Here is a 26,789-nt window from a genome sequence, read left to right on the forward strand (position 1 = left end):
ATGATCTTTTTTGAAATGCTTGGGCTAAAACAATCAAGTGGAGCTTTTTATCTTTGCGCCAAATAGGGCGAACTTTCTTATAAAAATGAATGGGCTGCGATGTTGAATAGCATAACGGGTAAAGAAAACCTGCCGAAAAATCCCGATAATCAGTTGGTCTTACTGATTTTCCCTGTGCTGCCAATTTTAATCTTCTCTTTTCTTTTTTACATCTACACACCCGCAGGCGTAAGCTGGAATGCGGAATGGATACCTGGCCTCGATATTAACTTCAGCTTTAGGTTAGATGGCCTGTCGTTCCTTTTTGCCGGGCTGATCAGTGGGATTGGCGCACTGATCCAAATATACGCTTTGGCTTACTTACGAGAGAGTGATAGCCGATTTTCCTTTCATTTATACCTAACCCTATTCATGCTTGCCATGCTAGGGATTGTGATGAGCGATAACATCCTATTGTTGTTCGTTTTCTGGGAACTCACCACCATCACTTCTTACTTGCTGATTGGTTTTAATCACGAAAACAAAACGTCACGAAAAAATGCACTGCAGTCGTTGATCGTTACCGGTGCTGGTGGATTAGCGTTGTTAGCTGGCCTTATCTTGCTGGGAGCAATGGCAGGGAGTTATGAGCTAAATACCATTATCGAGCAGGCAGACACTATTGCGCAGCATGAATGGTTTATCCCATCTCTCGTGCTCATACTACTTGGTGCATTTACCAAATCTGCGCAGTTCCCGTTTCATTTTTGGCTACCTAACGCGATGGCAGCGCCCACTCCAGTCAGTGCGTATTTACACTCGGCAACAATGGTAAAGGCGGGCATTTACTTGTTAGCACGTTTATCGCCAGTTTATGCTCATAGCGAGGTTTGGTTTTATGCCTTAGTGATCACAGGGAGTATCACCGCCGTTTGGTGCACGTTTGTCGCATTAAAACAAACTGACTTGAAGCTGATGCTAGCCTACAGCACGAACGTGGCTTTGGGGAAACTAACATTATTGTTAGGTATGGGCACAGATTTGGCCGTGAGTGCAGTATTGATGTTTATTCTCGCTCACTCTTTCTATAAAGCAGCGCTGTTTATGGTGGTGGGCAATATCGACAAAGCGACAGGAACACGAGATATTGATCAACTGTACGGCTTGAAGTCAGTGCTCGTCATCAGCATGGTTGCGGGGAGTTTGGCTGCATTGTCTAAAGCGGGATTCCCGCCGTTGTTAGGCTTTTTGAGCAAAGAATACATGTACAAATCCGCAGTAGAGCTCAATAACTGGATCGCCTTTGTACTTTTAATGGTCAATATATTGATGGTTGCGCTAACCATTATGCTTATTGCGAGACCATTCTTTGCTCGCCGTGATCTCGTGCCAATTGAAACGAAGCCAGTTGAGACAAAAAAAGCCATGTGGATCTCGCCTTTGCTCCTGGCACTTGGCAGTCTCATCGTTCCGTTAGTCGGTTTAAATTGGTTAGATCACCACATCATCTTTCCTGGCTCTGCTGACATTCTGCCTGCAGCCGATATTAAAGCGACATCATTATGGCATGGTGTGAATGTACCGCTGGTCCTAAGCGTTATCACGCTAGTATTGGGGTATGTGGTGTACCGTGTTTATCCTACTGTGTCTGCATTTTTTCAGCGGTTACATCTATTCGTCCCCAAAGCGGAGAATGTTTTTGAACGACTATTAGATGGCATGATGACACTGGCGAAGTGGCAAACGGCGCTGTTGCAGCAAAAGAAGTTGAGTCGTTATGTCCTGCTATTTTTCGCGGTACTCGCCGTCGCTTTACTTGGTCAGGTAGCATTTATTCCTCTGCCTTTATTAGAGCAGCTTTCAAACGTGGCTTTCTATGAGATTGGCATTGCCTTATTGCTGATTGGTGCAGCGATCGTATGTACGTTGTCTCACTCAAGGCTTCTTGCGATTTCTGCGCTAGGTATGATTGGTTTTATGACCACGCTTGTTTTTATGATCTACAGTGCTCCGGACGTCGCGAAGACTTTACTGTTAGTGGAAACATTAATGGTGGTCTTTTTAGCATTGTTAATGCGTCATATGCCGCGTTTAACCACCGTGCCCAAGCATTCAATAAAACGCAAATTGGCGAATGTTTGTATAGCGGGCGTGATAGGTGTTTCGATTACTTTCCTCTTGTTAGGAATCACGTCCCAGCCGATGGATTCATCGGTGTCGGATTTCTTTGCGGAGAATAGTGTCTCAGGCGGGCATGGGCGCAATATTGTCAACGTCATTCTCGTCGACTTTCGTGCGTTTGATACATTGGGAGAGGTTGTCGTCGTTGTCATTGCTGGGATTGCAGCAGTGAGCTTGCTTAAGACAAGAGCGAAAAAGCAAAACCGTATTCAATCATTAATTTTTGCAACCACGGCACATATCGTCGCGGCGCTCATGCTCGTGTTCTCAGTGTATCTGTTATTACGTGGTCATAACGAACCGGGTGGTGGCTTCATTGGTGCATTGATTGCCGTTATTGGCTTATCGCTTCTCATGTTCGCGGAATCACCGAAATACGTTCGTTCTAGATTGTATTTCAAGCCGTTTTTCATTGCGTTATCTGGCATCGCATTGAGCTTAATATCTGGTGCTTTAAGCTTTGCGTTTGATAAACCGTTTTTAACCGGGTTGTGGTGGAAAGATATTATACCACTAGGTACGCCGTTGGTTTTTGATGTTGGTGTTTACCTTGCCGTTATAGGTGGCGTGATGGGTATGCTGCTTCGTATTAATGAGGAGCTAGAGTGATGGAAATAGTCTGGAGTGTTGTCGTTGGAGTGTTTGTCGCCGCAGGTGTTTATTTAATGCTGGAAAAGCATATCTTGCGTCTTTTGTTCGGTATCATGTTACTCAGTAGTGCGGTTAACCTTGCTATTTTTACAGCGGGAAGGCTGACTCCTGGAGAGCCGCCACTGATTGGCGATAATGCACTTTTTCCACCAGATGGCGCGGCAAACCCATTACCTCAAGCGCTGATTTTAACCGCGATAGTCATCGGTTTTGGGCTACTTATTTTTGCTTTAATGTTGTTCTATCGAGCTTATAAAGATTCTGGAACCGCAGACGTCGATGAAATGAAACGTTCTGAGGAGGGTCAATGAGTTCGATTTTGCTGACGTTACCTGTTGTTCTGTCATTGAGTACGGCGCTGACCATTTTCTTTGTACGTCGCTCAACACAAAGTGCTGAGTGGTTAAGTGGCGCGAGTGCGATTTTGAACCTTGTCGTCGCAGGCCTTCTCACAGAAAACATCATAAGTAATGGTATTCAAGCCGTTGCTTTTGGCCAGTGGCAAGCACCGTTTGGTATCGTCTTTGTCGCAGATTACTTCAGCGTTGCCATGGTGATGATTACGGCAGTGATTGGTGCGATATGTGTTTTCTATGCCATGGCGGACCTTCACCGAAAATCTTCCTATAGCAATTACCATGCGTTGACGCACGTGTTGCTTGCTGGTGTTTATGGCGCGTTCCTCACCGGAGATATTTTTAATCTGTATGTTTGGTTCGAGGTCATGCTCATCGCGTCATTTGGTTTAATGGTATTAGATGCAACGAAAACTCAAATTGATGGGGCAGTGAAGTATGTGATGTTGAACCTGATTTCGACGCTAGTGTTCTTACTTGCCATCGGTTTGTTGTATGGCGCAACGGGCACCTTGAACTTGGCCGATCTCTATACCAAAGCGGGAGAGAGCGAACTGAGCATCAACATGATGTTGTCCGCCTTGTTTTTGTTTGCCTTTTCTATCAAAGCGGCACTATTTCCTTTATTTGCTTGGTTGCCAGCTTCTTATCACACCTTACCAAGTGGTGTGGTTGCGCTGTTTGCTGCGTTGCTTACTAAAGTCGGCGTATACGCGTTAATACGAGTCTTCACATTGGTATTTCCGCTCGCCGAGAGTGGTTGGCAGCCGACGTTGATTTGGATTGCTGGCCTCACCATGTTAACGGGCGTGTTGGGGGCGGCAAGTCAATTCGACATTAAGAAAATTCTTTCTTTTCACATTATTAGCCAAATAGGCTACATGATAATGGGATTAGCGATTTACACTCCTTTAGCTTTGGCTGGCGCTATTTTCTACATTGTTCATCACATCATTGTAAAAGCGAATTTGTTCTTAATCGGTGGCTTTATTGAGCGCAAATATGGCTCTAGTCAACTTGAACATTTGGGCGGGGTATATAAAGCAATGCCTTGGTTAGCGTTCTTGTTTCTTGTCCCTGCGTTTTCTCTGGCAGGATTTCCGCCGCTTTCTGGTTTCTGGGGCAAATTCTTGGTCATCAAATCGAGCATACAGGCTGAATATTACTGGTTAGCAGGTACCGCGCTATTGGTGGGGCTGCTTACCGTCTATTCGATGACGAAAATTTGGAGTGAGGCATTCTGGAAAAAGCCAGTTAGGGAGAGAACAGAACAGACTCTGCAAGTCAAAGTACATTGGTTGTATTGCGTTCCAATTGCCGTATTGACCATGTTCACGTTGATCATAGGCTTGGTGGCGGAGCCTTTTTATCAGTTTTCTGTTCAAGCCGCTGAACAACTGTTAAATCCGAATGAATACATTCGAGCGGTATTGGGAGGAAATCTATGATCTATCTATTCCTCAATCTTTTCTTAGCATTGGCATGGATGATGTTAAACGGCAGCTATTCGAGTCTGAATTTTGTTGTCGGATTTACGGTCGGTTTTTTTGCCTTACGGTTGAGCCAACCATTTGGATTAAAAACCAGCTACTTTCGACGTTTTGCGTCGGCATTAAAGTTACTGGTGTACTTCGCTTATGAAATGATCATATCGGTTGCAAGAGTCGTGTGGGATGTCGTGACGCCAACGCATTTGAGCCAGCCAGATATCGTCTATGTTCCTTTGGACGTCGATTCCGACCTTGAAATCACCTTACTTGCGAATATGGTTTCTTTAACACCGGGCACACTCAGTTTGGACGTTACGCCTGATAAAAAGCATCTTATCGTTCATGCCATGTTTGCGCCTGAGCATGAAGAAGTTATCCGTGGAATTAAAAACGGATTAGAGCATCGAATTTTGGAGGTGACGCGTGGATAGTTGGCTGCAAATAAGTGTCACTTTTGCCTATGCAGGGCTATTACTCAGTTTTGTTATGGCTTTCTTCCGTTTAATTTTAGGACCAACGCTGGCTGACCGAGTTGTGGCGTTAGATTTGATTTCATTTATCACCATCGGCTTTATTACGGTTTACACCTTAGACAGTGGTGAGGATGCTTTGTTAGATATCGCCATTACATTAGGTTTGGTCGCATTTCTTGGCACAATCGCATTTGCGCGTTTGATCGTTAAAAGGAAGGAGAAAGAATAATGGATGTGTTGATTGGGCTGTTTTTATGTTTAGGGACGTTATTGATCCTAAGCGCTAGTTTAGGTGTGTTGCGGTTGCCAGATCTATATACCCGAATGCATGCCGCAACCAAAGCCGGTACCGTTGGAGTTAGTTGTTTACTACTAGCGGTTGCCCTCTCAATTCCTGAAGTCACCGTGATCTCCCGAGTTATCGGTACGATGTTGTTTATCGTTCTCACGGCGCCTGTCGCCTCCCACTTGCTCGGCAGAGCAATGCGAGAGGTCGGATATAAGATTTGGCGCAATGATTAAGTTTTTTCTTGTTTAACCAATAGTCACTATTGATTCAGCTGGCTAATTTCTTCCAGCACTTCTGGGTTAGCAATGGCACCAATATTTTTTACAGCTTGCCCGTTCACCAGTTGTTTCACGGCTAGTTCAACCAGTTTTCCTGATCGCGTTTTAGGAATACCACTGATAGCAAAAATTTGGCGTGGCACATGGCGTGGTGAACATTTTGATTTTAGTGTTTGGCGAATTGAATCGGTGAGTTGTTGGGTTAACTCGACCTCGTGAGCGAGTTTTACTAGTAACCAGATTTCTTCAGACTGCTGGTTTAACTTGCCGACGGCGATGGAGTCCTCGACCTCGGGTAACGCGTTCACTTGCTGATAGATCTCAGCGGTGCCGATTCGTACGCCGCCTGGATTCAATGTCGCATCGCTACGGCCATAAAAAATAAAGCCGCCATGTTCGGTTTGCATCACATCGTCGCCGTGGTGCCAGATATCAGTAAACTTGCTCCAATAAGCGTTGTGATAGCGTTCGCCGTTGTCGTGCCAAAACCCAATAGGGAAGTTAGGTAGTGAGTTATTGCAAGTCAGTTCGCCGCGTTGCTGTGTAATGGTTTTTCCCTCGTCGTCCAAAACACGCACGTCGATTCCCAGCCCTGCGCCTTGGCATTCACCTTTGTAAACTGGTGAGATAGGGTTTCCAAGTACAAAGCACCCGCAAATATCCGTGCCGCCAGCGATAGAAGCGAGATGCAAGTCCTGCTTGATGTGCTGATAGACATAATTAAATTGTTCTGGGTAAAGCACCGAACCAGTCGAACACAGGGTTGTGAGTGATTTCAGGTCATGTTCTGACTTGGGAGAGTAGCTCGCATGTTCCAGTGCTTCTAAGTATTTCGCTGACGTACCAAACAGTGACACGCTATGTTCTTCCGCTAATCGCCATAAGACGGAGTGATCAGGGTAAACCGGACTACCATCGTAAATCACTAAGGTAGCACCACTCGCAAGTGCTGAAACATGCCAGTTCCACATCATCCAGCCACATGTTGTGTAGTAGAAAACCTTGTCTTGTGGTTTGATATCGCAATGTAGTTGATGTTCTTTGAGGTGATTGAGCAAGGTACCGCCCACGGAATGGACAATACACTTAGGTTGACCTGTTGTACCAGAAGAATACAAAACGAATAACGGGTCATTAAACAGTGTTGGTTGATATTGAACTGGTTTTGGAGAAAAGTGGTGAGTAATATCAGACCAATACACAAAGTCAGAAGTGCTAGCATTCTTAGCATTTTGTAAATATTCGATTTGGCATACGCTAATAGTAGCGTCTTCGGAGGTACTGCTTAACTTACTACTAAGAGTGGTGTTTTTGTCCGTCATATCGAAAGCTTTGCCTCCGAACTGGTAGCCATCACAGCAAAAAAGAACTTTCGGTTTGACCTGACCAAAACGCTCTACGACGCTATCGATACCAAAATCAGGAGAGGTTGAAGTCCAAATGGCGCCAAGGCTGGTAGTAGCCAACATGGCTATAACGGTTTCTGGAAGGTAGGGCAAATAACCCGCAACGACATCGCCTTTGCCAACACCACAATTGAGTAGCCATTGCTGAACGACAGACACTCGTTCGAGCAACTGTGTACCAGTGAGCTGCTTGTGTTCACTGCTTTCATTAGTAAAAACGATAAACTCACGCTCAGGTGTTTGTTCGGCCTGAGATAGGAGGTTCTCTGCGTAGTTAAGCGTGGCGTCAGCAAACCATACGGTGTCCCTATTTACATGGCTCTGAGTAGAATCTGTCTGTGTCCATTTGGGAGCACCAAGGCTTTTGACTTGCGAGCCAATATTTCCAATGACGTTACAGAAATGCCAGGTATGTCGCCAAAATTCGTCATTGTGGTCAATGGACCACTGGTGTAAAGACGTGTAATTATTGATTGAGATATCTTCGGTTTGGTGCGCATTAACCGTCTCGATAAATCGTAGCAAGTTGCTATTGCTGATGCGCTCAGCAGATGGTGACCAAATAGGTGCAGAATTTTGCATAGGTCCCTCTAATTTCGATTCTTTTTGAATATGACCAAAACAAAATAAAGGGGCGAACATAGCAGTGTTCGCCCCTTATCTGATTGTTTAAAGTTGTTCGGCAAGCTGAGGTAGTACCTCAAATAAATCACCAACCAATCCATAGTCGGCAACTTCAAAGATAGGAGATTCAGGATCTTTGTTGATCGCGACAATCACTTTGGATTCCTTCATCCCTGCAAGGTGCTGGATGGCACCGGAGATCCCAACTGCAATATAAAGCTTAGGCGCAACGATTTTACCGGTTTGACCCACTTGTAAATCGTTGGCAACAAACCCTGCATCAACCGCCGCGCGAGAAGCGCCAATGGCAGCACCTAGTTTATCGGCAACTTGTTCGATCAACGCGAAGTTCTCTTTGCTACCGACCCCGCGTCCACCTGACACAACCACCTCTGCCGCGCTTAATTCAGGACGCTCTGACACGGTTTTATCGACAGAAACCAATTCAACCAATGGCTCTGAGATAGTGACCTGCTGATGCTCGATATCAGCTTGGTTGTGACAAGTAACCGGCTCAAACGCAGACGCGCGCACGGTGATGACGCGAACCTTGTCGCTGGTGGTCACTTTGGCAAATGCGTTTCCTGCGTAAATAGGGCGGATAAAAGTGTTTTCATCGATAACTTGGACAATATCGGATATTTGCCCAACGCCGAACTTCGCTGCTATTCGCGGTGCAAGATCTTTCCCTTTTGATGATGAGCTAGCCCAGATTGCATCAAAACCTTCAGTAATACTCACCACAATAGGTGCGATACTCTCGGCAAATTGGTGCTTGAGTTGCTCGTCATCGATACAAATGACGTTTGAAATACCATCAACACGACAGGCTTGCTGAGCGACTTCTTCACACTGGTGGCCTACTACGATCAAAACATTGTCTTGGCTGACTTGTTTTGCTGCATTAACCACTTTGAGTGTGTCCGCATGCAATTGGTTATTGTCATGCTCTGCTATGATTAAGTTCTTCATGAAATTACCTTCGCTTCGTTACGCAGCTTATCGAGAAGCTCTGAGACAGATTCAACCTTGATGCCACCTTTTCTTTGCGCTGGCGGTGTGACTTCTTGAATGGTTTGGCTAAATACCACTTCAACACCCAGACTGTCAGGTGTGATTGTATCTAACGGCTTGCGCTTAGCTTTCATAATATTAGGCAAAGAGGCAAAACGCGGTTCATTCAGGCGTAAGTCAGTACTGATCACTGCAGGTAAGTTCATAGCGATCGTCATCAAGCCGCCATCCACTTCTCTCACGACCTGAACTTTTTGATCTTCTATCTTAACGTCGGAAGCGAAAGTTGCTTGAGGCCAGTCAAGTAGGGCTGCCAACATCTGAGCCACTTGGTTGTTGTCGGTATCAATCGACTGTTTACCCGTAATCACAAGCTGTGCTTGTTCTTGCTCGACCAGAGCTTTGAGCAGCTTAGCGACGACTAATGGCTCTATTTTGTCTTCAGTATCGACATGAATAGCGCGATCGGCACCTAACGCAAGCGCAGTACGTAGTTGCTCCTGACATTGGCTACCGCCAGCACTGACAACGATGACTTCATCTGCAATACCTTGCTCTTTTAGTCGTACGGCTTCTTCAACGGCTATTTCGCAAAATGGATTAATCGTCATCTTGACGTTATTGGTTTCAACATCGCTATGGTCCGCTTTCACGCGAACTTTAATGTAGGGATCAATGACCCTTTTGATTGGCACTAGTATTTTCACGTTAGATTCCTTTTTACAGTGAAGACTATGTGTTTACAGTGAAGACGATGTGATGACGTCTTTAAAATGATGTTAATTTACCTTTACGTTTGCGTCAACTTTAAATATATTGTTGGTTAACAAGTTGGCAACATGCAAAGAAAAAGGAATGCAATCATGGAAAGAGACTGCATGGAATTTGATGTTCTGATTGTAGGCGCAGGTCCCGCAGGCTTGTCTGCGGCATGCCGAATCAAACAATTAGCAGCAGAAAAAGAACAAGACCTCTCTGTTTGCGTGGTAGAAAAAGGCTCTGAAGTTGGGGCACATATTTTATCGGGTGCGGTGTTTGAAACGCGAAGTTTGGATGAACTGTTTCCAGATTGGCAGGAGAAAGGCGCGCCGCTCAATACCAAAGTTAACCAAGATAAAACCTACTATCTGGGCAACGAAATTAATGGTCATGAACTGCCTTCTTGGGCAGTGCCTAATACGTTACATAACGACGGTAATTACATTATAAGTTTGGGCAGTCTATGCCGATGGATGGCGTTGCAGGCCGAGAACTTAGGGGTGGAGATCTACCCAGGTTTTACCGCCAGTCAAGCGATCATCGGTGAAGATAGTCGTGTTTGTGGTGTGGTCACGGGAGACATGGGGTTAGACAAAAATGGTGAACAAAAAGGAAATTTCGAGCCTGGTATTGAGCTGCGCGCGAAGTTTACTTTGTTTGCTGAAGGCGCGCGGGGTCATATTGGTAAGCAGTTGATTAACCGATTTAATCTTGATGAAGAGAAAACGCCTCAACATTACGCTATCGGTTTTAAAGAGCTGTGGGAAATCCCATCAGAGCAGCATCAGCAAGGTTTAGTAGTGCACGGATTAGGTTGGCCGTTATCAAACGAAGCCACAGGTGGCAGTTACCTCTACCATTTAGAGGGAAACCAAGTTGCCGTCGGGTTGATTGTTGACTTGAACTATAAGAATCCGCACTTGAGTCCATTCGATGAATTTCAGCGTTTTAAACATCATCCGATGATTGAGCAATACCTCAAAAATGGTAAACGCATTAGCTATGGCGCGAGAGCGATTACCAAGGGCGGCTTTCATTCGCTTCCCACGCAGCAGTTTGCTGGTGGCTTGTTAATTGGCTGTGATGCAGGAACACTTAACGGCGCTAAAATCAAAGGCACACACACCGCAATGAAATCTGGCATGCTTGCCGCTGAAGCAGTATGTGAAGCCCTTGAGAGTCAGTCAGTCACTGCTGATTATCAAAAGCATTTCAAACAGTCTTGGCTGCACGAAGAACTCTACCAAGCGCGTAACTTCTCAAGTGGCATTCACCGCTTTGGATCGTGGCTGGGCGGTGGCTTAGCGCTGCTGGAACATAACGTGTTAAAAGGTAAAGCTAAGTGGCATATCCGCTGTGATAAGCCTGATCACCAGTCTCTGTTATTGGCGGAAAACAGCAATAAAATTGTCTATCTGAAGCCTGATGGTGTGTTAAGTTTCGATCGCCTCTCTTCTGTTTATCTATCCAATATCTTCCATGAGGAAGATCAGCCGTGCCACTTACGTTTGGCGAACCAGCGGATTCCCATCGAGCAGAATCTTGAATTATATGCAGAGCCAGCACAGCGCTATTGTCCGGCTGGCGTGTATGAAATCGTACAGGGGGAGGAGCAGCCAGAGCTGCAAATAAATGCGGCGAACTGTATCCACTGTAAGACCTGCGACATCAAAGATCCAAGTCAAAATATTACCTGGACACCGCCGGAAGGTGGTGGTGGCCCTAACTATCCGAATATGTAGTCGTCTGAGAATAATTTTTATTAACAATTTATTTACTTAAAGTTTGCGTTAGTTCAAATCTTTCTCGATGAACTCGATTGCAACTTAATCTTTCAAGCACTATTCTGATTTTAAATTGACGTTTACGTAAACTGAATACAAAGTTGATGCATAGGTGTAAAAGCGGTTACCAGTATCAAAGTTAGGTTTGATCAAATAGTGCTCAATGGAACGCACTTAAATAACGAAAGGGAGATCAACTATGGTATCGGAATCGCCTCTGTTGCAGGTAAACGATATTTCATTGGCTTTTGGTGGGGTGAAAGCTTTAACTGACGTGAGCTTCCATGTGAACGAAAAGGAAATCTTTTCAATCATTGGTCCAAACGGTGCAGGTAAAACCTCAATGCTCAATTGCATCTCTGGTCGATACACACCAAACAAAGGCTCTGTAATCTTCGCTGGAGATGATGTAACCAAACGAACACCTAGCCAACGAGCTGAGTTAGGGTTGGGAAGAACCTTCCAAAACTTAGCGCTCTTTTCTCATATGTCAGTACTCGACAACATTATGGTTGGCCGACATCACCTACTAAAAAACAACTTCGTCACGGGGCCACTGTATTGGTTCTCTAACGCACAGAAAGAAGAGATGGCGCACCGCAAGTACGTGGAAGACGTGATCGATTTTCTAGAAATCCAGCACATTCGCAAAGCCACCGCTGGCACACTTTCTTACGGTTTACGTAAACGTGTAGAACTTGCTCGTGCCATTGCCTTAAAACCTAAGTTGTTGCTGCTTGATGAACCGATGGCAGGCATGAACTTGGAAGAAAAGGAAGACATGGCGCGTTACATCATGGATTTAAACGAAGAGTTAGACATCACCATCATCATGATCGAGCACGATATGGGCGTGGTGATGGATATCTCTAACCGCGTATTGGTGTTGGATTTTGGTAAACACATTGCTATGGGCGAGCCAGAAGAAGTGATGGCCAACCCGCATGTGAAACAAGCGTACTTAGGCGAAGAGCTACCGACATTAGAGGAGAGTGCATAATGGCACAGCAACATAATGATTGGGCAGATATAACCCGCTTAGATACCTTTCCAAAAGTGTTGCAGCACAATGCCAAGCACTGGCCCGAGCAAGTCGCAATGCGTGAAAAGGAGTTTGGTATTTGGCGAGAGTTCACTTGGCAAGATTATGAAAATCGAGTGAAGTGGATGGCTCTGGCACTTCAAGATTTAGGTGTTGGTGAGCAAGACGTTGTTGGTTTGCTGGGTGATAACCGCCCGGAATGGGTATGGGGCGAGTTGGCCGCACATGCGATCAAAGGTTTCTCGCTGGGCATCTATCAAGATTCCATGCACGAAGAAGTGGCGTACCTCATCAACTATGCCAAAGCAAAAGTCGTGGTTGCGGAAGACGAAGAGCAATGCGATAAGCTACTTGAGCTCGGTGATGAGATCCCAAGCGTAGAATTCATTATCTATTGTGACCCGCGTGGAATGCGCAAGTACGACGACCCGCGACTGATTGACGTTGAGCAGGTCTATAAAAAAGGTCAACTGATCGACAAAGCGGATCCGGATAAATATCTCAATATGGTTGCGGCAACCAAAGGCAGCGATCTTTCGATTCTTTGTACCACGTCGGGTACGACTTCCAAACCAAAATTAGCTCAGCTACACAGCGGCACGTTCTTGGATCACTGTGCGGCTTATCTGCGTGCAGACCCGCGCTCCCCAGGCGACAACTACGTTTCTGTTCTGCCTTTGCCTTGGATTATGGAGCAGGTGTATGTGGTTGGTCAGGCGTTGATTTCTCGTCAAATCGTTAACTTCGTGGAAGAACAAGAAACCATGATGTCCGACTTGCGCGAAATTGGCCCGAACTTCGTCCTACTTGCACCGCGTGTATGGGAAAACATTGTGGCAGACGTGTCTGCGCGAATGATGGATTCCACACCGTTTAAGCAGAAGATGTACAAACTGGGCATGAGCTTAGCCAACAAAGCGCTGGAGCAGGGTAAACGCTCTAAGTTGGCTGAATGGATTCTTCTGCGTGCTCTGCGTGACCGTTTAGGGTTTTCGAACCTGACATCTGCGGCAACCGGCGGTGCGGCGATGGGACCGGATACTTTCCGTTACTTGCAAGCGATCGGTGTACCACTCAAGCAGCTTTATGGTCAGACCGAAATGTGTGGTGCGTACACCGTCCACCAAGCCGATGACGTGGACTATGATTCGGTCGGCGTTGCGTTTGATAATGCAGAAGTGAAAGTCATCAACCCAGACAGCAATGGCGTGGGTGAGATCATCGCGAAAAGTACCGGCATGTTTACTGGCTACCTGAACAACCAGGAAGCGTATGACGAAGACGTACAAGACGGATGGATGCATACGGGTGATGCGGGTTACTTTAAAGATTCTGGTCACTTGGTGGTGATTGATCGTCTGAAAGACATGTCGGAAACCAGCCATGGCGACCGCTACTCTCCGCAGTTCATTGAAAACAAACTCAAGTTTTCGCCGTTTATTGCAGAAGCCGTAGTGGTGGGCAAAGGTCGACCTTGGCTATCCGCCATCATCTGTATTCGCTACGCGATTGTTGCGAAGTGGGCAGAGCAGCGAGGCTTAGCATTCACTAACTACACCAACTTATCTGCTCAACCAGAAGTGTATCAAGCTATTCGTGAAGAAGTGCTGAAAGTGAACGAATCCCTACCCGATGCACAGAAGATCAGCAAATTCATTCTACTTTACAAAGAGCTAGATGCCGACGATGGCGAGCTAACTCGCACACGTAAAGTACGCCGTGGTGTGGTTGCAGAGAAATACGGAGACATCATCGAAACCATCTACAGCGACGATCCAAAAGTCGATGTGGATACGGTGATCACTTATCAGGATGGCACCAAAACACGCATTCAAACGTCGCTAGTGATTGAAACGCTTATTGAACATGAGCCAACACTGGTGGATAGCGAACAACGGAGGATCGCATAGTGAATACGTATTTATTACTGCAACTCGTCATTAATGGCGTGATCGTTGGCATGTTGTATGGCGTGGTCGCCATGTGCTTTGTACTGATATACAAATCGACTCAGGTGGTCAACTTCGCTCAGGGTGAGTTCTTGTTGATTGGCGCATGGGTATGCTGGGCGGCGCTTGTTCATCTGCAACTGCCATTTTTTATCGGCTTTTTACTCACGCTCGCGTTCATGATGGTGTTCGGTATTGCGGTGCAAACCATTGTGCTCAGGCCGTTAATTGGTGAACCGATTATCTCTGTGATCATGGTGACCATCGGTCTGTCTATGTTCTTCCAAGCATTGATGAAATGGATATTTGGTGTCTCAGCTGTGTCGTATCCGCAAGTGTTCGAAACAAATGTGGTGAATATCGGTGGTTTGAACGTTGAGTTCGCTTACATTCTGAGTTTGATCTTCTCGATGCTCATCATGGGCGCGTTCTACTGGTTCTTCAAATTCAGCAAAATGGGTCTGGCAATGCGCGCAACGGCATTTAACCAGCAAGTCGCCCAGAGTCTTGGCATTTCCATCAAGAAAGTGTTCGCCATCAGTTGGGCTATTTCGGCCATGGTATCTGCAACAGCAGGGATTGTTATCGGGATCGTTAACGGCGTATCTGACGCGCTATCCATTATTGGTATCAAAGTTTTCCCAGCCGTTATTTTAGGTGGCTTAGATTCTGTAGTCGGCGCAATTGTCGGTGGTATCACCATCGGGGTGCTAGAGAACTTAGCTGAGTTTTTTGATAGCCAATACCTGCAAGTGGGTAACCTGTACAACATCGCACCATTCTATGTGCTGTTAATCATTCTTGCCTTCAAGCCATACGGCCTGTTTGGTACCAAAGATATCGAGCGTATTTAAGGAGAAATAACATGGCTCAACTTAGCATGCGCCCATGTGGGGATTTTCGAACCACATACAAAAGTGATACGCCAATTTTTGAAACCAAAACCATTAGAAGCCTAGCGATTGCAGGTGTGATCGCCATGTTGGCTGCGCCTTTGGTATTGGATATCTATTTTCTTAACCTGTTTATTCAGATTGCGTATCTCGGTATCGCGGCGCTGGGTTTAAACATTCTGGTTGGTTTTACAGGACAAATCTCCCTCGGCCATGGTGCGTTTTTTGGCTTTGGTGCCTTTGCATCGGCTTGGCTGAATAACCAGTTCAACATTCCAGTCGTGTTTGCGATTCCGCTTGCGGGTTACTTAACCATGATTGTGGGGATGCTGTTTGGTCTGCCGGCTGCGCGAATTAAAGGCTTATATCTCGCGATTGCGACTTTGGCTGCGCAGTTTATTTTAGAGGACTTCTTTGCTCGTGCAGACTGGTTCAGTGGCGGCTCATATGGTGCTGGTGCAAACCCTATCAATCTGTTTGGCTTTGAGTTTACGACCGATGAAAGCTTCTTCTACATTGCTCTGTTTGCGTTGATCTTTATGTACATGTGGGCATCGAACTTGATCCGTTCTCGTGATGGTCGCGCGTTTGTCTCGGTACGAGATCACTACCTGTCGGCAGAAATCATGGGTATCAACCTAACCAAGTATCGTCTGCTCTCATTTGGAGTGTGCGCATTCTATGCGGGCATCGGGGGCGCACTCTACGGACATTATCTAGGTTTTGTATCAGCAGAAGGTTTCACCATCATGATGTCTATCCAGTTCTTGGCAATGATCATCATTGGTGGCTTGGGTTCCGTCAAAGGCACATTGATGGGTACGATATTTATCGTATTGCTGCCTGAAGTTTTGGAGTTTGGCGTGACGGGGTTGGCTGAGTTTAGCAATAACACTTCGTTCATTGATGGGCTTGCTTACTTCAAAGAAATGGCGATCGGCTTGGTCATCATGCTGTTCCTTATTTTCGAACCTCAAGGGTTATCGCATCGCTGGCAACAGATTCGAGCATATTGGAAACACTATCCGTTCTCATATTAACGTGGAATTAAGTGGAATATACCTCAATAACAAGGACAACGAGTTATGAACAAAGGACATTTAGCGACAACGTTGGTGCTATCTTCGGCACTGTTTACTACCGCCACTTGGGCAAAAGACTCTGTATTTGTCGGGCAATTGGTCGACTTTTCTGGACCAACAGCCTACGTGAGTAAGCCTTATGGTTCTGGCGTGCGAGACGCATTACGCTGGATCAACCAAAACGGTGGCATTAACGGTACTGAGCTCGAATTTGAAACGGTAGATATGGCGTATAAAGTGCCAGTAGCCATTTCCAACTACAAACGTTGGGTGGCGCGTAAAGACATGGTTGCGCTACAAGGCTGGGGCACGGCAGATACCGAAGCACTCATCTCGTTTGTGACCAAAGACAAAGTCCCAGTGTTCTCTGCCTCTTATTCAGGTCACTTAACGGACCCAACCGGCAAGAACCCAAAAACCGCGAAACCAGCGCCTTATAACTTCTTCTATGGTGCGTCGTACTCAGATGCGTGTCGTGCACTAGTGAAGTGGGCGAAAGAAGACTGGGAATCAAAGGGCAACCAAGGTGCGCCAAAATTTACCCACATCGGGGATAACCACCCATTCCCGAATGCGCCAAAAGAAGCGTGTGCAGAATATGCAGAAGAGCTTGGTTTTGAGGTGCAAAACCCAGTCGTTGTGTCACTAAAACCTGGGGACTTCAAAGCGCAATGTCTGTCGCTGAAAGAGTCTGGCACTAACTACGGTTACATTGCCAATATCGGTAGCTCGGTTATCTCACTCGTGAAGTCTTGTAACACGGTTGGTACAGAGTTCCAGTACATGGCGAACATTTGGGGCGGTGACAAACCAGTACTTGAAGCGGCGGGTGACGGCCTTAAAGATTATGTTTTCCCTGGCATGACGGCGTTTTGGGGAGACGATAACGAAGGCATGAAACTGGTTCGTGAGATTTCTAAGCAGTCTGAATCAGAGCCGGGCGAGTTTAGAACTCACCACTACATTCGCGGCATTTGTTCTGCGTTCTACATGAAAGAAGCGATGGAGTGGGCGAAAGACAACGGTGGCATTACGGGTGAAAACATCAAGAAGGGCATGTATGTCCATGACAACTGGGTCCCACAAGGCTTAGAAGGTGTTTGTGTACCTGCGAACTGGAAGCCGGAAGATCACCGTGGCACAACAACCGTGAACGTGTTTATGGGTAACAACAACGGCGGCGCAGTCGATATTAAGAAAGTGTCCCAAGTGACATTGTCACGTCGTGACGATTGGCTAGGTTACTAATCGACGACTTATTAATAACAAAGCTTACTGAAAATAAGGATGGGTGAGAGAACACTCTCACCCTAGCAAGGAGTAGTTTGATGGCTGAATTAGCAACGAATATCGAACCGGCAGAAATACTGCTTTCAGTGAACAACATTGAAGTCGTCTACGACGAAGTAATACTAGTACTTCGCGGTGTGAGCTTAGAAGTTCCAAAAGGGCAGATAGTGACCTTACTGGGTGCCAACGGTGCGGGTAAATCCACAACGTTGAAAGCCATTTCTGGTTTGTTGAAAACCGAAGATGGTGAAGTGACGCGCGGCGAAATCAACTTCATGGGCGAGCGCATAGACAACAAAAGCCCGGAAGAGATCGTCCGTTCGGGCATCTTCCAAGTTATGGAAGGGCGCCGAATTGTTGAAGATATGACGGTGATAGAAAATCTTCGCTTAGGCGCTTACACGCGCACGGACAACGAAGTCGAGCAAGACATCGAAATGGTGTTTGATTATTTCCCTCGCCTTAAAGAGCGCACAGGTCTAGCGGGTTATTTGTCAGGTGGTGAGCAGCAAATGCTAGCGATTGGTCGTGCACTGATGGCTCGTCCAAAAATGATCTTGTTGGATGAACCTTCGATGGGGCTTTCGCCGCTGTTGGTGAAGGAGGTGTTCAGCATTATTAACAAGATTAATAAAGATCAAGGCATTACCATGCTTTTGGTTGAGCAGAATGCCAACTTTGCCCTTCAAGCGGCCGATTACGGTTACATCATGGAATCAGGCAAAATCGTACTGGATGGCAGCAAGCACGAACTGCTAAACAATGAAGATGTGAAAGAGTTCTACCTTGGCGGCGGCGATGAAGATCGCAAGAGCTTCAAGAATCTGAAATCTTACAAACGTCGTAAGCGTTGGTTATAAGGAGCAAGGATGAACGAACTATTTGATGCGAAAGAGTCTTTGTCTCCGCAGGCACGAGAAGAATCGCTGTTTCAACGTCTGCCAACGTTGATTGAAAATGCAAAAGCCAACAGCGAACATTATGCGACGCATTTTGCTGAGTTAGATCCTACATTGGCGAATAATCGTGAAGGGCTTACCCAGTTTCCAATTACGCGCAAATTCAATATTCCAAACCAGCAGCAACTTAAACCGCCGTTTGGTGGTTTAAATAGTGTTGCGATTGGTCAGATGGCGCGTGTATTCCAATCACCGGGGCCGTTGTATGAGGCACAAACGGATGAGATGGATTTCTGGCGTATGGGGCGCGCGTTTCACGCGGCTGGATTTAGTGCGGGCGATTTAGTGCATAACACGCTCTCTTATCATTTCTCGCCTGGTGGATTTATTATGGATGGTGGCGCAAGAGCTTGTGGCTGCGCGGTATTTCCGGCGGGTGTCGGGAATACCGAAGCACAAATTGAAGCGATTAAACAGCTGCAGCCAACGGGTTATACGGGCACGCCTTCTTACTTGCTGACGTTGTTACAAAAGTACCAAGAACAATACGATGAGTCGCCGAGTTTTACCAAAGCGCTGGTCTCTGGTGAAGCGGTCACCGCAGACATGCAACAGATGTTTGAGGACAAAGGCATTGCAGTCTCTCAAGCCTACGCAAGTGCTGAGCTTGGTTTGATTGCTTATCAAGTGTCTGGTGAGCAAGGCTTAGTGATTGCCGAAGATATTATCGTTGAAATCGTTAATCCTGATGGCATTCCTGTACAACCGGGAGAAGTCGGCGAAGTGGTCGTGACATCGCTCGATGAGAAGTTTCCGCTGATCCGCTACGCAACGGGAGATTTATCGGCATATCTAGAGATTAGTTCTGATTCTTCACGCACGAATGCACGAATTAAGGGCTGGATGGGACGAGCAGACTCCGCGGTGAAAGTAAAAGGGCTGTTTGTTTATCCGCATCAGATCCAAGAAGTCTGTCGTCGCCACGATATTAAAGGCTCCTTGAAAATTGAGCGTGATGGCTTCAACGATACCATTACTTTCTGCTGTCATGATGTTCATGTATCAGCAGAGGACATTCAAGCAACACTCCAGTCTGTCACTAAACTGAAAGGCAATGTCCAGTTCGTGTCCAATCAGACCGAACAGCCGTTAATCAATGACTTGCGCAGTTAATCCGTCATTGTAAACCGCAGTTATAAAAAGCTAACAACGTAAAAATCAAAGGCTAGGAGAGGGGATACCACATTGTGCTGCGTATCCCTTTCTTTTTGTGCCAGTACAATCAGGAGGGCGATAAATGAAGCAGGCACCGACCATCAATCAACAGTTTTGGGATAATTTGTTTACCCAAGGCACCATGCCGTGGGATGCGAGCACCACTCCTCAAGAGCTAAAAGCTTACCTAGAAAAAGCGCTTAATAGCGGTCAGTCTGTATTTATCCCTGGCTGTGGCGCTGCTTATGAACTCAGCTCTTTTATTAAATATGGGCATGACGTGATCGCGATGGATTACAGCCAACAAGCAGTAAAAATGGCGCAATCGATGTTAGGCAAGCACAAAGATAAAGTCGTGCTGGGGGATGTATTTAACGCTGACTCTACGCACTCATTTGATGTGATTTACGAGCGTGCCTTTCTCGCTGCACTACCGAGAGACCAGTGGCCAGATTACTTTGCTATGGTGGATAAATTGCTGCCAAGAGACGGTTTGTTAATTGGTTATTTCGTTATAGATGATGATTACCACTCTCGCTTCCCTCCATTTTGTTTGCGAAGTGGGGAGTTGGAGGGTTATCTAGAACCGGAGTTTAAGCTTGTGGAATCCTCAGTGGTGGCAAACAGTGTTGAGGTTTTTAAAGGTAGAGAGCGCTGGATAGTGTGGCAGAAGTGTTAGTCGCTTTTAATCTTTTTGAAGAAGTATTCGCGGAAACTTTCTGGCTCTTTTTTAATCGCTGAAAAGTAAGTCACAAATGTATGATATTTGGTCGATGCCATGAGCCAGAGAGCGATAATAGGAAAAAGTACAAAACTAACAAAAAAAAATTTATGTTCATCTTCAAGAAGGAATAGGCCAAGAGCGTAAACAAGGAGCTGAAAGTAAATATTGATTAAGTTGATTTCTGCCGCTTTAGGTTTGCCTCTAACAATCATCATGTTTGGGATAACAAGCAGTAGAGTCATGATTCCAGCAAAAGAAAAGTTTAGAGCCAAGAAAGCATCAGTTGTTAAGTGCTCAGACGACTGGTCAATCAATATTGCCAGCAACGTTACTGCCATGCCGCCTCCCATCATAATCAAGGTAATGACTGCCACGCCAACAAGAAAAACCCAAATAGAAAGGTAATGGTTGTCAAAAAACTCTTCTGCCTTCAATCTCTTAAACCTCATCGATACGTGCTGTGAAATAACAGAGGCTACTTCACTCTATTCTTGTAGAGGGGATGCTCACATAGAAAGAATACGTATGTAAAATATCAATAAGCGTTAGTTTTAAAGGCGGGAGTTACCCCCATAATAGGTCGAAAGGTATTTCAGAATGGCTTCGCGATCATCACCCGGCAGTTCATCCATCCCTTGCTCTTCAATCATCCAGTCTAAGGTTTCATCCCATCGTTGGCGGCTTAGTCCTTGTTGTGTGACCATGTGTAACGAATGACAGGCTGAGCAGATTGCCGCGACGAGCTCCATATTCTCTCCCGGCCTTAATATCCCATCACCTGGCGATTTAACCTCCAATCCTGATGACGTCATATTCCAATTGGGTGGTGTCGGGTTTTTCGTTGCAAGCCATGCAATGATAGCCGCGCGCGCACCGGGATCTGTTACGCTAGGGAAGATCATGTTGGTCCCTGGCGCGAAGTCATTCGGAGCGGATAAAAATGCGTCCAACTTTTCTGCGTCCGATTTTCCTTGATGTTGTCTAATTCCGTTGCTGTAATTGAAGCCCTCAAAACTGGCGATATTGCGCTCTGCTAGCCCCCATAAGGGCGGGCCAACCACCGTTACGCCATTCGGCTCAAACTGATAGCAAGCTTTACAAACCATGGCTTGCTGCTCGCCTGCTGCAATCAACTCGTCGTTACTCGCAAGGACAGGGTCGCTCAACAAAGCCAAAAGGGTGAAAGCGAGCGGGAGTACCCGCTCTGATGGTTGTTTTGTTCTCACCTTGTTATGTCCCCTAAGTTCTCACTATTCTGCTACTGACTCTTTAGCTTCGTACAATCAATGCGATGCGGTGGAAAGTGTTGTTGAGGTAACCTTTCGGATTCCATGCGATGGTAAAAGGCTGGCTGACACCTTGATCGTCAGTTGCTTTCGCCCACACTTCGTAGTAACCCGCTTGAGGGCACTTCACCTTAGCATTGAACGTTTGCCAAGCACCGTCATTGGTAGGAGCTGCGAGGTCGGCATCCATCCATGTTGCGCCAAAATCAATCCTTTCTCGCTGCACTACCGAGAGACCAGTGGCCAGAGTACTTTGCTATGGTGGATAAATTGCTGCCAAGAGGCGGTTTGTTAATTGGTTATTTCGTTATAGATGATGATTACCACTCTCGCTTCCCTCCATTTTGTTTGCGAAGTGGGGAGTTGGAGGGTTATCTAGAACCGACGTTTAAGCTTGTGGAATCCTCAGAGGTGGCAAACAGTGTTGAGGTTTTTAAAGGTAGAGAGCGCTGGATGGTGTGGCAGAAAAGTTGCCGTATTTAAACGCTATGGCATCAAATAATGAATACCAAATCAGCGTCACATAATGCATATTTTAAAGATAATTATTCTTGTGGTAACGATAATTGTTGTGAATTGGCGAAGTTGTGAGAAATGTAGATCATGTCCTTTGAAAACATAAGGATATATAATATGGACAAATCATTTTCTCTCATCGATAAGCCTACCTTTTTAGGCTCACTCTTTCTTTTACTTAGCGTCGTTATACCTTTAATTTTATTTCCCACACAAGGTGCGGATTGGATAGCTTCAGCCAAATTTTTCATGACCGATAAGCTTGGTGTGTTATACCTCGCACTGGGTATCGCAGCAATGTGTTTTATGATTTACACCGTGTTCAGCGATCTTGGCCAAATCAAACTTGGTGAAGCCGACGAGCAACCAGAATTTGGTAACGCCTCATGGGCTGCAATGCTATTTTGTGGAGGTATTGGCGCAAGTATTCTGTATTGGGGGTGTATCGAGTGGGCATACTACTATCAATCACCACCATTTCAGTTGGAAGCAGGCAGTGAAGAAGCCATTCGCTGGGCCGCGACTTATGGTCTGTTTCACTGGGGACCGATCGCTTGGTCAATTTACCTTATTCCTGCTCTGCCTATCGCTTACTTCTTTTATGTACGCAAACAACCTGTTTTGAAAATCTCTAGTGCGTTAATGCCTGTATTAGGAGAAAAGCGTGCAAACGGTGGTATTGGCAAGTTTATTGATGTGTTGTTTATTTTTGGTATGTTGGGTGGCGCGGCGACTACGCTTGGCTTAGCAGCGCCTCTTATCAACGGTGGTCTACATCATATCTTCGGTCTTCCAAACAATACCTTCAGCCAAGTGGCTGTATTACTTCTCTGTACTGCTATTTTTGGTTACTCCGCGTATGCAGGGCTTGAGAAGGGGATCAAATTCCTTAGTAACATTAACTTCTGGGGTGCGATGGGCTTGTTACTCTTTGTACTTGCCGTTGGGCCAACCGTGTTCATGTTAGAAACGGGCTTAGATTCTATTGGTCGTATGTTGTCTAACTTCTTTGTTATGGCTACCTGGGCGGAGCCGTTTGGTGGTTATGGTGAGTTTACAGATACACACTTCCCGCAAGACTGGACTATTTTCTACTGGGCATGGTGGTTGGTCTTTGCTCCTTGTATGGGATTGTTTGTTGCGCGTATCTCGCGTGGAAGAACGATCAAACAGATGGTCGTAGGTTCGATATTTTACGGTTCTTTAGGTTGTTTCTTATTCTTCATTGTTTTAGGTAACTACGGTTTATCGTTGCAATTGACGGGTGAGCTTGATGTCATTGCAATCCTCAATGAATCAGGCGCACCAGCGGCTATTTTTGCAACGTTAGACACATTACCGTTAGGGCCAATCGTTATTGGTGTTTTTACACTATTGTGTATCATTTTTACGGCGACTTCGTTTGACTCTATCTCGTACATTCTTGCGTCTGTGGTTCAAAATGATGTGACGGAAGAACCGATGCGCTGGAACCGTTTGTTCTGGGCGTTTACTTTGTCTTTTCTGCCAACCGTCCTAATGTTCATGGGAGGTTTATCGACATTACAAACCGCTGCGATCGTGGGCGGTTTACCGTTGTTAGTTATCTCGGTGATGTTGATGGTGTCCTTTGTTCGCGCGGCGAGCCTAGATATTAAACATCAAGCAGAATACGAAGAGCCAACCATTAACATTGAAGAACTGCCGGAAATTGACCCTTGGTCAACAGAGGGAATGGCTTTGGCGAAATTTGAGCGCTTTAAAGACTTAGCTCAACAGGCGGCTGAAGAAGAGCGCGAAGCAATGGCAGCCCTGATGAGCATGCGTAAGAGAATTCGCGCATTTGCCTTAGAGCACAGCTGTGAATCTGGGTTTTCGGACCATCATTTACCAGAAGAGATGCAAACAGAGCTACAGCAACTAACCGAAGCGCTTGAGTTGGCTCAACAGAAGAAACAAGAACTGTCTGAACAAGCCCAAGAATCTCGAATGGAATTTAATCATGTGTTATTAGGCGGCGCGTCGGCAGGTTTAGCAACGTCGCAGGCTTAAGAACAGACACACAAGAGCCGAGTACAAACTCGGCTCTTTTTTGGCGTGGATACCTTACAGTTAAAAATTCTGCTCAGTCAGTGTTAATGCTTATACTATTTTAGGTTGACCATCTGATGCGGTGGCACCGCCGTCTACAGGTAGGTTTACGCCATTAATGAAAGATGCGTCATCACTTGCCAAGAAAGTCACGACGGACGCAATTTCTTCAGGTTCTGCTGCTCGGCCAAGCGCAATGCGCTCATTGAATTTATCGCGGATTTCCTGTGGCCAGCCGTTCGTCATGTTGGTTTTTACTAAGCTTGGGCATACGGCGTTAATTCTTACACCCTCCGCACCATGGTCCAATGCCATCGCTCGGGTAAGGTTCACCACTGCGCCTTTACTCGCGCAATAGAATGCGGCACCCCAGTCACCACCCAAACCGGAAACGGACGCGGTATTCACCATACAACCTTTCGTTTTTAAGAGTTCAGGTAACGCAAACTTCGCGCAATAAACGACGCCGTCAATGTTTACACCAGAGAGCTTCTTCCAGTCTTCCACACTACCTTTAATCACGGAACCAGGGACATGTACGCCAGCATTGTTTACTAAAATATCCAGTTTACCGAAACGGGTAACAACATCAGAAATCAGTGCTGCGACTTTGTCTGGATCAGAAACATCAATGGAATGCGCAGACACGCGCTGTTTATCAAAGCCCTCAACAGCGTTTGCCAACTGCTCTTCATTCCAATCGGCAAGAGCGACGTTTGCGCCTTCTTCATACAAACGTTTTGCGATGGCCAAACCAATACCATTGGCAGAACCAGTGACGAGTGCGACTTTATTTTTTAATCCTCTCATGCGATTTCTCCTTCGAAACTTACAAAAACGGGATCTTGATTTTTCTCTGTGCGCGGCAACATCAGTTTGTCGTTGTCGCTGTAATCTACGGGGATAGCCACCACTGCTGGTCCTTCAACGTCCATGGCTTTATTCAATGTCGGTAGCAATTCGTGTTGACTAGTCACTGCGAAGCCTTTCGCGCCAAATGCTTCGGCGTACGCCTTGAAATCAATTGGTCCAAATTTCACACCAGAGCAGCGCTGATATTTGTTGATCTCTTGCATTTCTACCATGTTGTAGGCGTTATCAACCCACACAATATGGACGATATTGCAGTTCAGTCTAACCGCGGTTTCTAACTCCATGCTCGATTGCATAAAACCGCCGTCTCCCGATATCGATACCACTTTGCTACCAGGTTTTAGTAGGCTGGCACCAATGGCCCATGGCAGTGCAACGCCCATCGTTTGTTGGCCGTTAGACACCAGCATTTGGCGAGCTCGAAAACAACTTAAGTAACGAGCGATCCAGATGTGGAAGCTCCCCATATCAAGACATAGCGTGGTATCTGGTGTGATGATAGATTGCATGGCTTTAATCAGTGCCAGCGGATGAAACCCTTGCTTGTTATAGACATTGGGATAGGTCTTGATCACTTGCCGTTGCAGTGCTACCTCTTCCAGTACTGAAAGTGCCGTTGGGGAAAGGCGAGCATATTCAGAGATATAGCTGCCCATTTTGTCTAGTGACTGCGCAATGTTTCCGACGATTTCAACACAAGGCTGATAATTAAGTTGGTACTCAGCCGGTTCAATATCGAGGTGAATCACTGGGTTACGGTGGCTGTTCCAAAGCTCAGGGTCATACTCTATTGGGCTAAAGCCGATGGTGAGAATTAAATCGGCATCACGCAGTAAAACATCGCCGGGTTGGTTGTTAAATAAACCAACACGACCAGCAAAGTGGTGATAGTAGTTGATGTCTACCGTGCCGGCGGCTTGGTAAGTGCCGACAACGGGTAGCTGCGTATTTTGAAGAAATCGGGCGATAGCAGCAGCGTTTTGGCTGCGGCTCGCGTGAAGGCCAAGTAAAACCACACAGCGCTTTGCTTTACTGATTCGACTGACCGCTTCTTCGATTGCTGCGATGTCTGCGCAACCAGGCTGTGTGTAAGGCGAGGGGACAATAATGTCCGTTTGGGTTTGCTCGGATAAAACATCTTGGGGGAGACTCAAAAAGCAAGCCCCAGGACGACCTGACTCTGCGATACGAAATGCGTTCGCCATGATCTCGCTTGCGGCGTCCACATGCTGCACTTCAGCACTGAACTTGGTTATAGAGCGAAAAATACTGACGGTATCCATGCTCTGGTGTGTTTGTTTTTGCTGGTCAGTTCGTTTCACCGCACCACCGATAGCAATCAGCGGATCGCCTTCGGAGTTTGCTGTTGCAACCCCCGTAACTAGATTGCCACAGCCTGGACCTGACGTAACCATTGTGACGCCTGCTTTGCCGGTTAGTCTTCCCATAACGCCCGCCATAAATGCGCCGTTAGCCTCGTGGCGTACCGGAATCATTTGGATGTTAGTGTCTTCAATCGCATCGAACAGTCGATCGATTTTTGCACCGGGAATACCGAATATGTACTTAATGCCGAGAGACTCTAGCTGTTGAGCGATCAACTGAGCTCCATTCTTATTTGAAGGTTTGGATTGCATTTGTTGTCCTTATTATTTGCCTGACTTTG

At 46.2% G+C, this 26,789-nt stretch carries 24 protein-coding genes and 1 pseudogene; 17 read left to right on the top strand and 8 right to left on the bottom strand.

Translation table 11 applies throughout. From position 1 onward, the window contains the following. The first annotated feature begins 99 nt into the window (after positions 1–99). From mbhE to mnhG, 6 genes are read left to right on the top strand one after another with little or no spacing between them, the layout of a single operon-like run. Positions 100–2,769, top strand: coding sequence for a hydrogen gas-evolving membrane-bound hydrogenase subunit E (mbhE, locus tag NL645_RS01450; protein ID WP_253651031.1), 2,670 nt, complete (start codon positions 100–102; stop codon positions 2,767–2,769). Then, positions 2,769–3,122: a Na+/H+ antiporter subunit C gene (locus NL645_RS01455; protein WP_047008203.1), complete on the top strand. Its 354-nt coding sequence runs from the start codon at positions 2,769–2,771 to the stop codon at positions 3,120–3,122. Before mbhE ends, NL645_RS01455 begins: the two co-directional genes overlap by 1 nt. Next, positions 3,119–4,615, top strand: coding sequence for a Na+/H+ antiporter subunit D (locus NL645_RS01460; protein ID WP_253651032.1), 1,497 nt, complete (start codon positions 3,119–3,121; stop codon positions 4,613–4,615). Before NL645_RS01455 ends, NL645_RS01460 begins: the two co-directional genes overlap by 4 nt. Beyond that, positions 4,612–5,088: a Na+/H+ antiporter subunit E gene (locus NL645_RS01465; protein WP_053807862.1), complete on the top strand. Its 477-nt coding sequence runs from the start codon at positions 4,612–4,614 to the stop codon at positions 5,086–5,088. The genes NL645_RS01460 and NL645_RS01465 overlap by 4 nt, the downstream gene beginning before the upstream one ends. Continuing rightward, entirely contained in the window at positions 5,081–5,359 is a 279-nt protein-coding gene (locus NL645_RS01470) for a cation:proton antiporter (protein ID WP_005392606.1), read from the top strand. The genes NL645_RS01465 and NL645_RS01470 overlap by 8 nt, the downstream gene beginning before the upstream one ends. Next, positions 5,359–5,652 (top strand): monovalent cation/H(+) antiporter subunit G, encoded by a 294-nt coding sequence (mnhG, locus tag NL645_RS01475; RefSeq protein ID WP_054867462.1) that lies wholly within the window; start codon positions 5,359–5,361, stop codon positions 5,650–5,652. The genes NL645_RS01470 and mnhG overlap by 1 nt, the downstream gene beginning before the upstream one ends. A gap of 26 nt (positions 5,653–5,678) precedes the next feature. On the opposite strand, the gene NL645_RS01480 is transcribed toward mnhG, so the two are convergent. The 3 genes from NL645_RS01480 to NL645_RS01490 form a co-directional block, all read right to left on the bottom strand. Next, positions 5,679–7,685 carry an acetoacetate--CoA ligase gene (locus tag NL645_RS01480; RefSeq protein ID WP_253651033.1) on the bottom strand — a complete coding sequence of 669 codons (2,007 nt, stop codon included), beginning with the start codon at positions 7,683–7,685 and terminating at the stop codon, positions 5,679–5,681. 87 nt (positions 7,686–7,772) lie between these two features. Next, complete coding sequence (locus NL645_RS01485; RefSeq protein ID WP_253651034.1) at positions 7,773–8,699, bottom strand: electron transfer flavoprotein subunit alpha/FixB family protein; 927 nt, start codon at positions 8,697–8,699, stop codon at positions 7,773–7,775. Next, positions 8,696–9,448 carry an electron transfer flavoprotein subunit beta/FixA family protein gene (locus NL645_RS01490; protein ID WP_046875932.1) on the bottom strand — a complete coding sequence of 251 codons (753 nt, stop codon included), beginning with the start codon at positions 9,446–9,448 and terminating at the stop codon, positions 8,696–8,698. Before NL645_RS01490 ends, NL645_RS01485 begins: the two co-directional genes overlap by 4 nt. A gap of 156 nt (positions 9,449–9,604) precedes the next feature. On the opposite strand from NL645_RS01490, the gene NL645_RS01495 reads away from it, so the two are divergent. From NL645_RS01495 to NL645_RS01535, 9 genes are all read left to right on the top strand, one after another. Continuing rightward, positions 9,605–11,242 carry an electron transfer flavoprotein-ubiquinone oxidoreductase gene (locus NL645_RS01495; RefSeq protein ID WP_253651035.1) on the top strand — a complete coding sequence of 546 codons (1,638 nt, stop codon included), beginning with the start codon at positions 9,605–9,607 and terminating at the stop codon, positions 11,240–11,242. Between the two features lie 241 nt (positions 11,243–11,483). Beyond that, positions 11,484–12,284, top strand: coding sequence for an ABC transporter ATP-binding protein (locus NL645_RS01500; protein WP_005392600.1), 801 nt, complete (start codon positions 11,484–11,486; stop codon positions 12,282–12,284). After that, on the top strand, positions 12,284–14,236 hold the full coding sequence (locus NL645_RS01505; protein ID WP_253651036.1) for a long-chain fatty acid--CoA ligase: 1,953 nt from the start codon (positions 12,284–12,286) through the stop codon (positions 14,234–14,236). Before NL645_RS01500 ends, NL645_RS01505 begins: the two co-directional genes overlap by 1 nt. Beyond that, complete coding sequence (locus NL645_RS01510; protein WP_253651037.1) at positions 14,236–15,129, top strand: branched-chain amino acid ABC transporter permease; 894 nt, start codon at positions 14,236–14,238, stop codon at positions 15,127–15,129. Before NL645_RS01505 ends, NL645_RS01510 begins: the two co-directional genes overlap by 1 nt. 11 nt (positions 15,130–15,140) lie before the next feature. Then, on the top strand, positions 15,141–16,208 hold the full coding sequence (locus NL645_RS01515) for a branched-chain amino acid ABC transporter permease (protein ID WP_104973556.1): 1,068 nt from the start codon (positions 15,141–15,143) through the stop codon (positions 16,206–16,208). A gap of 45 nt (positions 16,209–16,253) precedes the next feature. Beyond that, a complete protein-coding gene (locus tag NL645_RS01520; RefSeq protein ID WP_006741059.1) occupies positions 16,254–17,498 on the top strand; it encodes an ABC transporter substrate-binding protein in 1,245 nt (414 codons plus the stop codon). Positions 17,499–17,578: 80 nt separating this feature from the next. After that, positions 17,579–18,400 carry an ABC transporter ATP-binding protein gene (locus tag NL645_RS01525; protein ID WP_005392594.1) on the top strand — a complete coding sequence of 274 codons (822 nt, stop codon included), beginning with the start codon at positions 17,579–17,581 and terminating at the stop codon, positions 18,398–18,400. 9 nt (positions 18,401–18,409) lie between these two features. Further along, the gene (locus tag NL645_RS01530) at positions 18,410–19,612 is read left to right on the top strand and encodes a phenylacetate--CoA ligase family protein (protein ID WP_253651038.1); all 1,203 of its coding nucleotides are present in this window, start codon (positions 18,410–18,412) and stop codon (positions 19,610–19,612) included. A 124-nt stretch (positions 19,613–19,736) separates the two neighbouring features. Continuing rightward, on the top strand, positions 19,737–20,333 hold the full coding sequence (locus NL645_RS01535; RefSeq protein WP_253651039.1) for a methyltransferase domain-containing protein: 597 nt from the start codon (positions 19,737–19,739) through the stop codon (positions 20,331–20,333). On the opposite strand, the gene NL645_RS01540 is transcribed toward NL645_RS01535, so the two are convergent. From NL645_RS01540 to NL645_RS01550, 3 genes and pseudogenes are all read right to left on the bottom strand, one after another. Beyond that, positions 20,330–20,812: a hypothetical protein gene (locus tag NL645_RS01540; protein WP_170901812.1), complete on the bottom strand. Its 483-nt coding sequence runs from the start codon at positions 20,810–20,812 to the stop codon at positions 20,330–20,332. The genes NL645_RS01535 and NL645_RS01540 overlap by 4 nt on opposite strands. 117 nt (positions 20,813–20,929) lie before the next feature. Beyond that, complete coding sequence (locus tag NL645_RS01545) at positions 20,930–21,604, bottom strand: c-type cytochrome (RefSeq protein ID WP_253651040.1); 675 nt, start codon at positions 21,602–21,604, stop codon at positions 20,930–20,932. 43 nt (positions 21,605–21,647) lie between these two features. Then, a pseudogene (locus tag NL645_RS01550) lies at positions 21,648–21,890 on the bottom strand (molybdopterin containing oxidoreductase); the annotation flags it as partial. On the opposite strand from NL645_RS01550, the gene NL645_RS01555 reads away from it, so the two are divergent. Next, a complete protein-coding gene (locus NL645_RS01555; protein WP_253651041.1) occupies positions 21,857–22,147 on the top strand; it encodes a TPMT family class I SAM-dependent methyltransferase in 291 nt (96 codons plus the stop codon). The pseudogene NL645_RS01550 and the gene NL645_RS01555 overlap by 34 nt on opposite strands. A gap of 150 nt (positions 22,148–22,297) precedes the next feature. Further along, positions 22,298–24,211, top strand: coding sequence for a BCCT family transporter (locus tag NL645_RS01560; RefSeq protein WP_048624916.1), 1,914 nt, complete (start codon positions 22,298–22,300; stop codon positions 24,209–24,211). A 90-nt stretch (positions 24,212–24,301) separates the two neighbouring features. On the opposite strand, the gene NL645_RS01565 is transcribed toward NL645_RS01560, so the two are convergent. Further along, entirely contained in the window at positions 24,302–25,060 is a 759-nt protein-coding gene (locus NL645_RS01565; RefSeq protein ID WP_253651042.1) for an SDR family NAD(P)-dependent oxidoreductase, read from the bottom strand. Beyond that, positions 25,057–26,760 carry an acetolactate synthase AlsS gene (gene alsS / locus NL645_RS01570; protein WP_237310900.1) on the bottom strand — a complete coding sequence of 568 codons (1,704 nt, stop codon included), beginning with the start codon at positions 26,758–26,760 and terminating at the stop codon, positions 25,057–25,059. Before alsS ends, NL645_RS01565 begins: the two co-directional genes overlap by 4 nt. Positions 26,761–26,789: the final 29 nt, after the last annotated feature.

The organism is Vibrio sp. Y51_MX_L26 (assembly GCF_024181935.1).
In the GTDB taxonomy this organism is placed as follows: domain Bacteria; phylum Pseudomonadota; class Gammaproteobacteria; order Enterobacterales; family Vibrionaceae; genus Vibrio; species Vibrio diabolicus.

Coding starts and splice junctions, on each gene's coding strand:
- mbhE (WP_253651031.1), top strand. CDS start 100: ATGTTGAATAGCATAACGGGTAAAGAAAACCTGCCGAAAAATCCCGAT.
- NL645_RS01455 (WP_047008203.1), top strand. CDS start 2,769: ATGGAAATAGTCTGGAGTGTTGTCGTTGGAGTGTTTGTCGCCGCAGGT.
- NL645_RS01460 (WP_253651032.1), top strand. CDS start 3,119: ATGAGTTCGATTTTGCTGACGTTACCTGTTGTTCTGTCATTGAGTACG.
- NL645_RS01465 (WP_053807862.1), top strand. CDS start 4,612: ATGATCTATCTATTCCTCAATCTTTTCTTAGCATTGGCATGGATGATG.
- mnhG (WP_054867462.1), top strand. CDS start 5,359: ATGGATGTGTTGATTGGGCTGTTTTTATGTTTAGGGACGTTATTGATC.
- NL645_RS01480 (WP_253651033.1), bottom strand. CDS start 7,685: ATGCAAAATTCTGCACCTATTTGGTCACCATCTGCTGAGCGCATCAGC.
- NL645_RS01485 (WP_253651034.1), bottom strand. CDS start 8,699: ATGAAGAACTTAATCATAGCAGAGCATGACAATAACCAATTGCATGCG.
- NL645_RS01495 (WP_253651035.1), top strand. CDS start 9,605: ATGGAAAGAGACTGCATGGAATTTGATGTTCTGATTGTAGGCGCAGGT.
- NL645_RS01500 (WP_005392600.1), top strand. CDS start 11,484: ATGGTATCGGAATCGCCTCTGTTGCAGGTAAACGATATTTCATTGGCT.
- NL645_RS01505 (WP_253651036.1), top strand. CDS start 12,284: ATGGCACAGCAACATAATGATTGGGCAGATATAACCCGCTTAGATACC.
- NL645_RS01515 (WP_104973556.1), top strand. CDS start 15,141: ATGGCTCAACTTAGCATGCGCCCATGTGGGGATTTTCGAACCACATAC.
- NL645_RS01520 (WP_006741059.1), top strand. CDS start 16,254: ATGAACAAAGGACATTTAGCGACAACGTTGGTGCTATCTTCGGCACTG.
- NL645_RS01525 (WP_005392594.1), top strand. CDS start 17,579: ATGGCTGAATTAGCAACGAATATCGAACCGGCAGAAATACTGCTTTCA.
- NL645_RS01530 (WP_253651038.1), top strand. CDS start 18,410: ATGAACGAACTATTTGATGCGAAAGAGTCTTTGTCTCCGCAGGCACGA.
- NL645_RS01535 (WP_253651039.1), top strand. CDS start 19,737: ATGAAGCAGGCACCGACCATCAATCAACAGTTTTGGGATAATTTGTTT.
- NL645_RS01555 (WP_253651041.1), top strand. CDS start 21,857: ATGTTGCGCCAAAATCAATCCTTTCTCGCTGCACTACCGAGAGACCAG.
- NL645_RS01560 (WP_048624916.1), top strand. CDS start 22,298: ATGGACAAATCATTTTCTCTCATCGATAAGCCTACCTTTTTAGGCTCA.
- NL645_RS01565 (WP_253651042.1), bottom strand. CDS start 25,060: ATGAGAGGATTAAAAAATAAAGTCGCACTCGTCACTGGTTCTGCCAAT.
- alsS (WP_237310900.1), bottom strand. CDS start 26,760: ATGCAATCCAAACCTTCAAATAAGAATGGAGCTCAGTTGATCGCTCAA.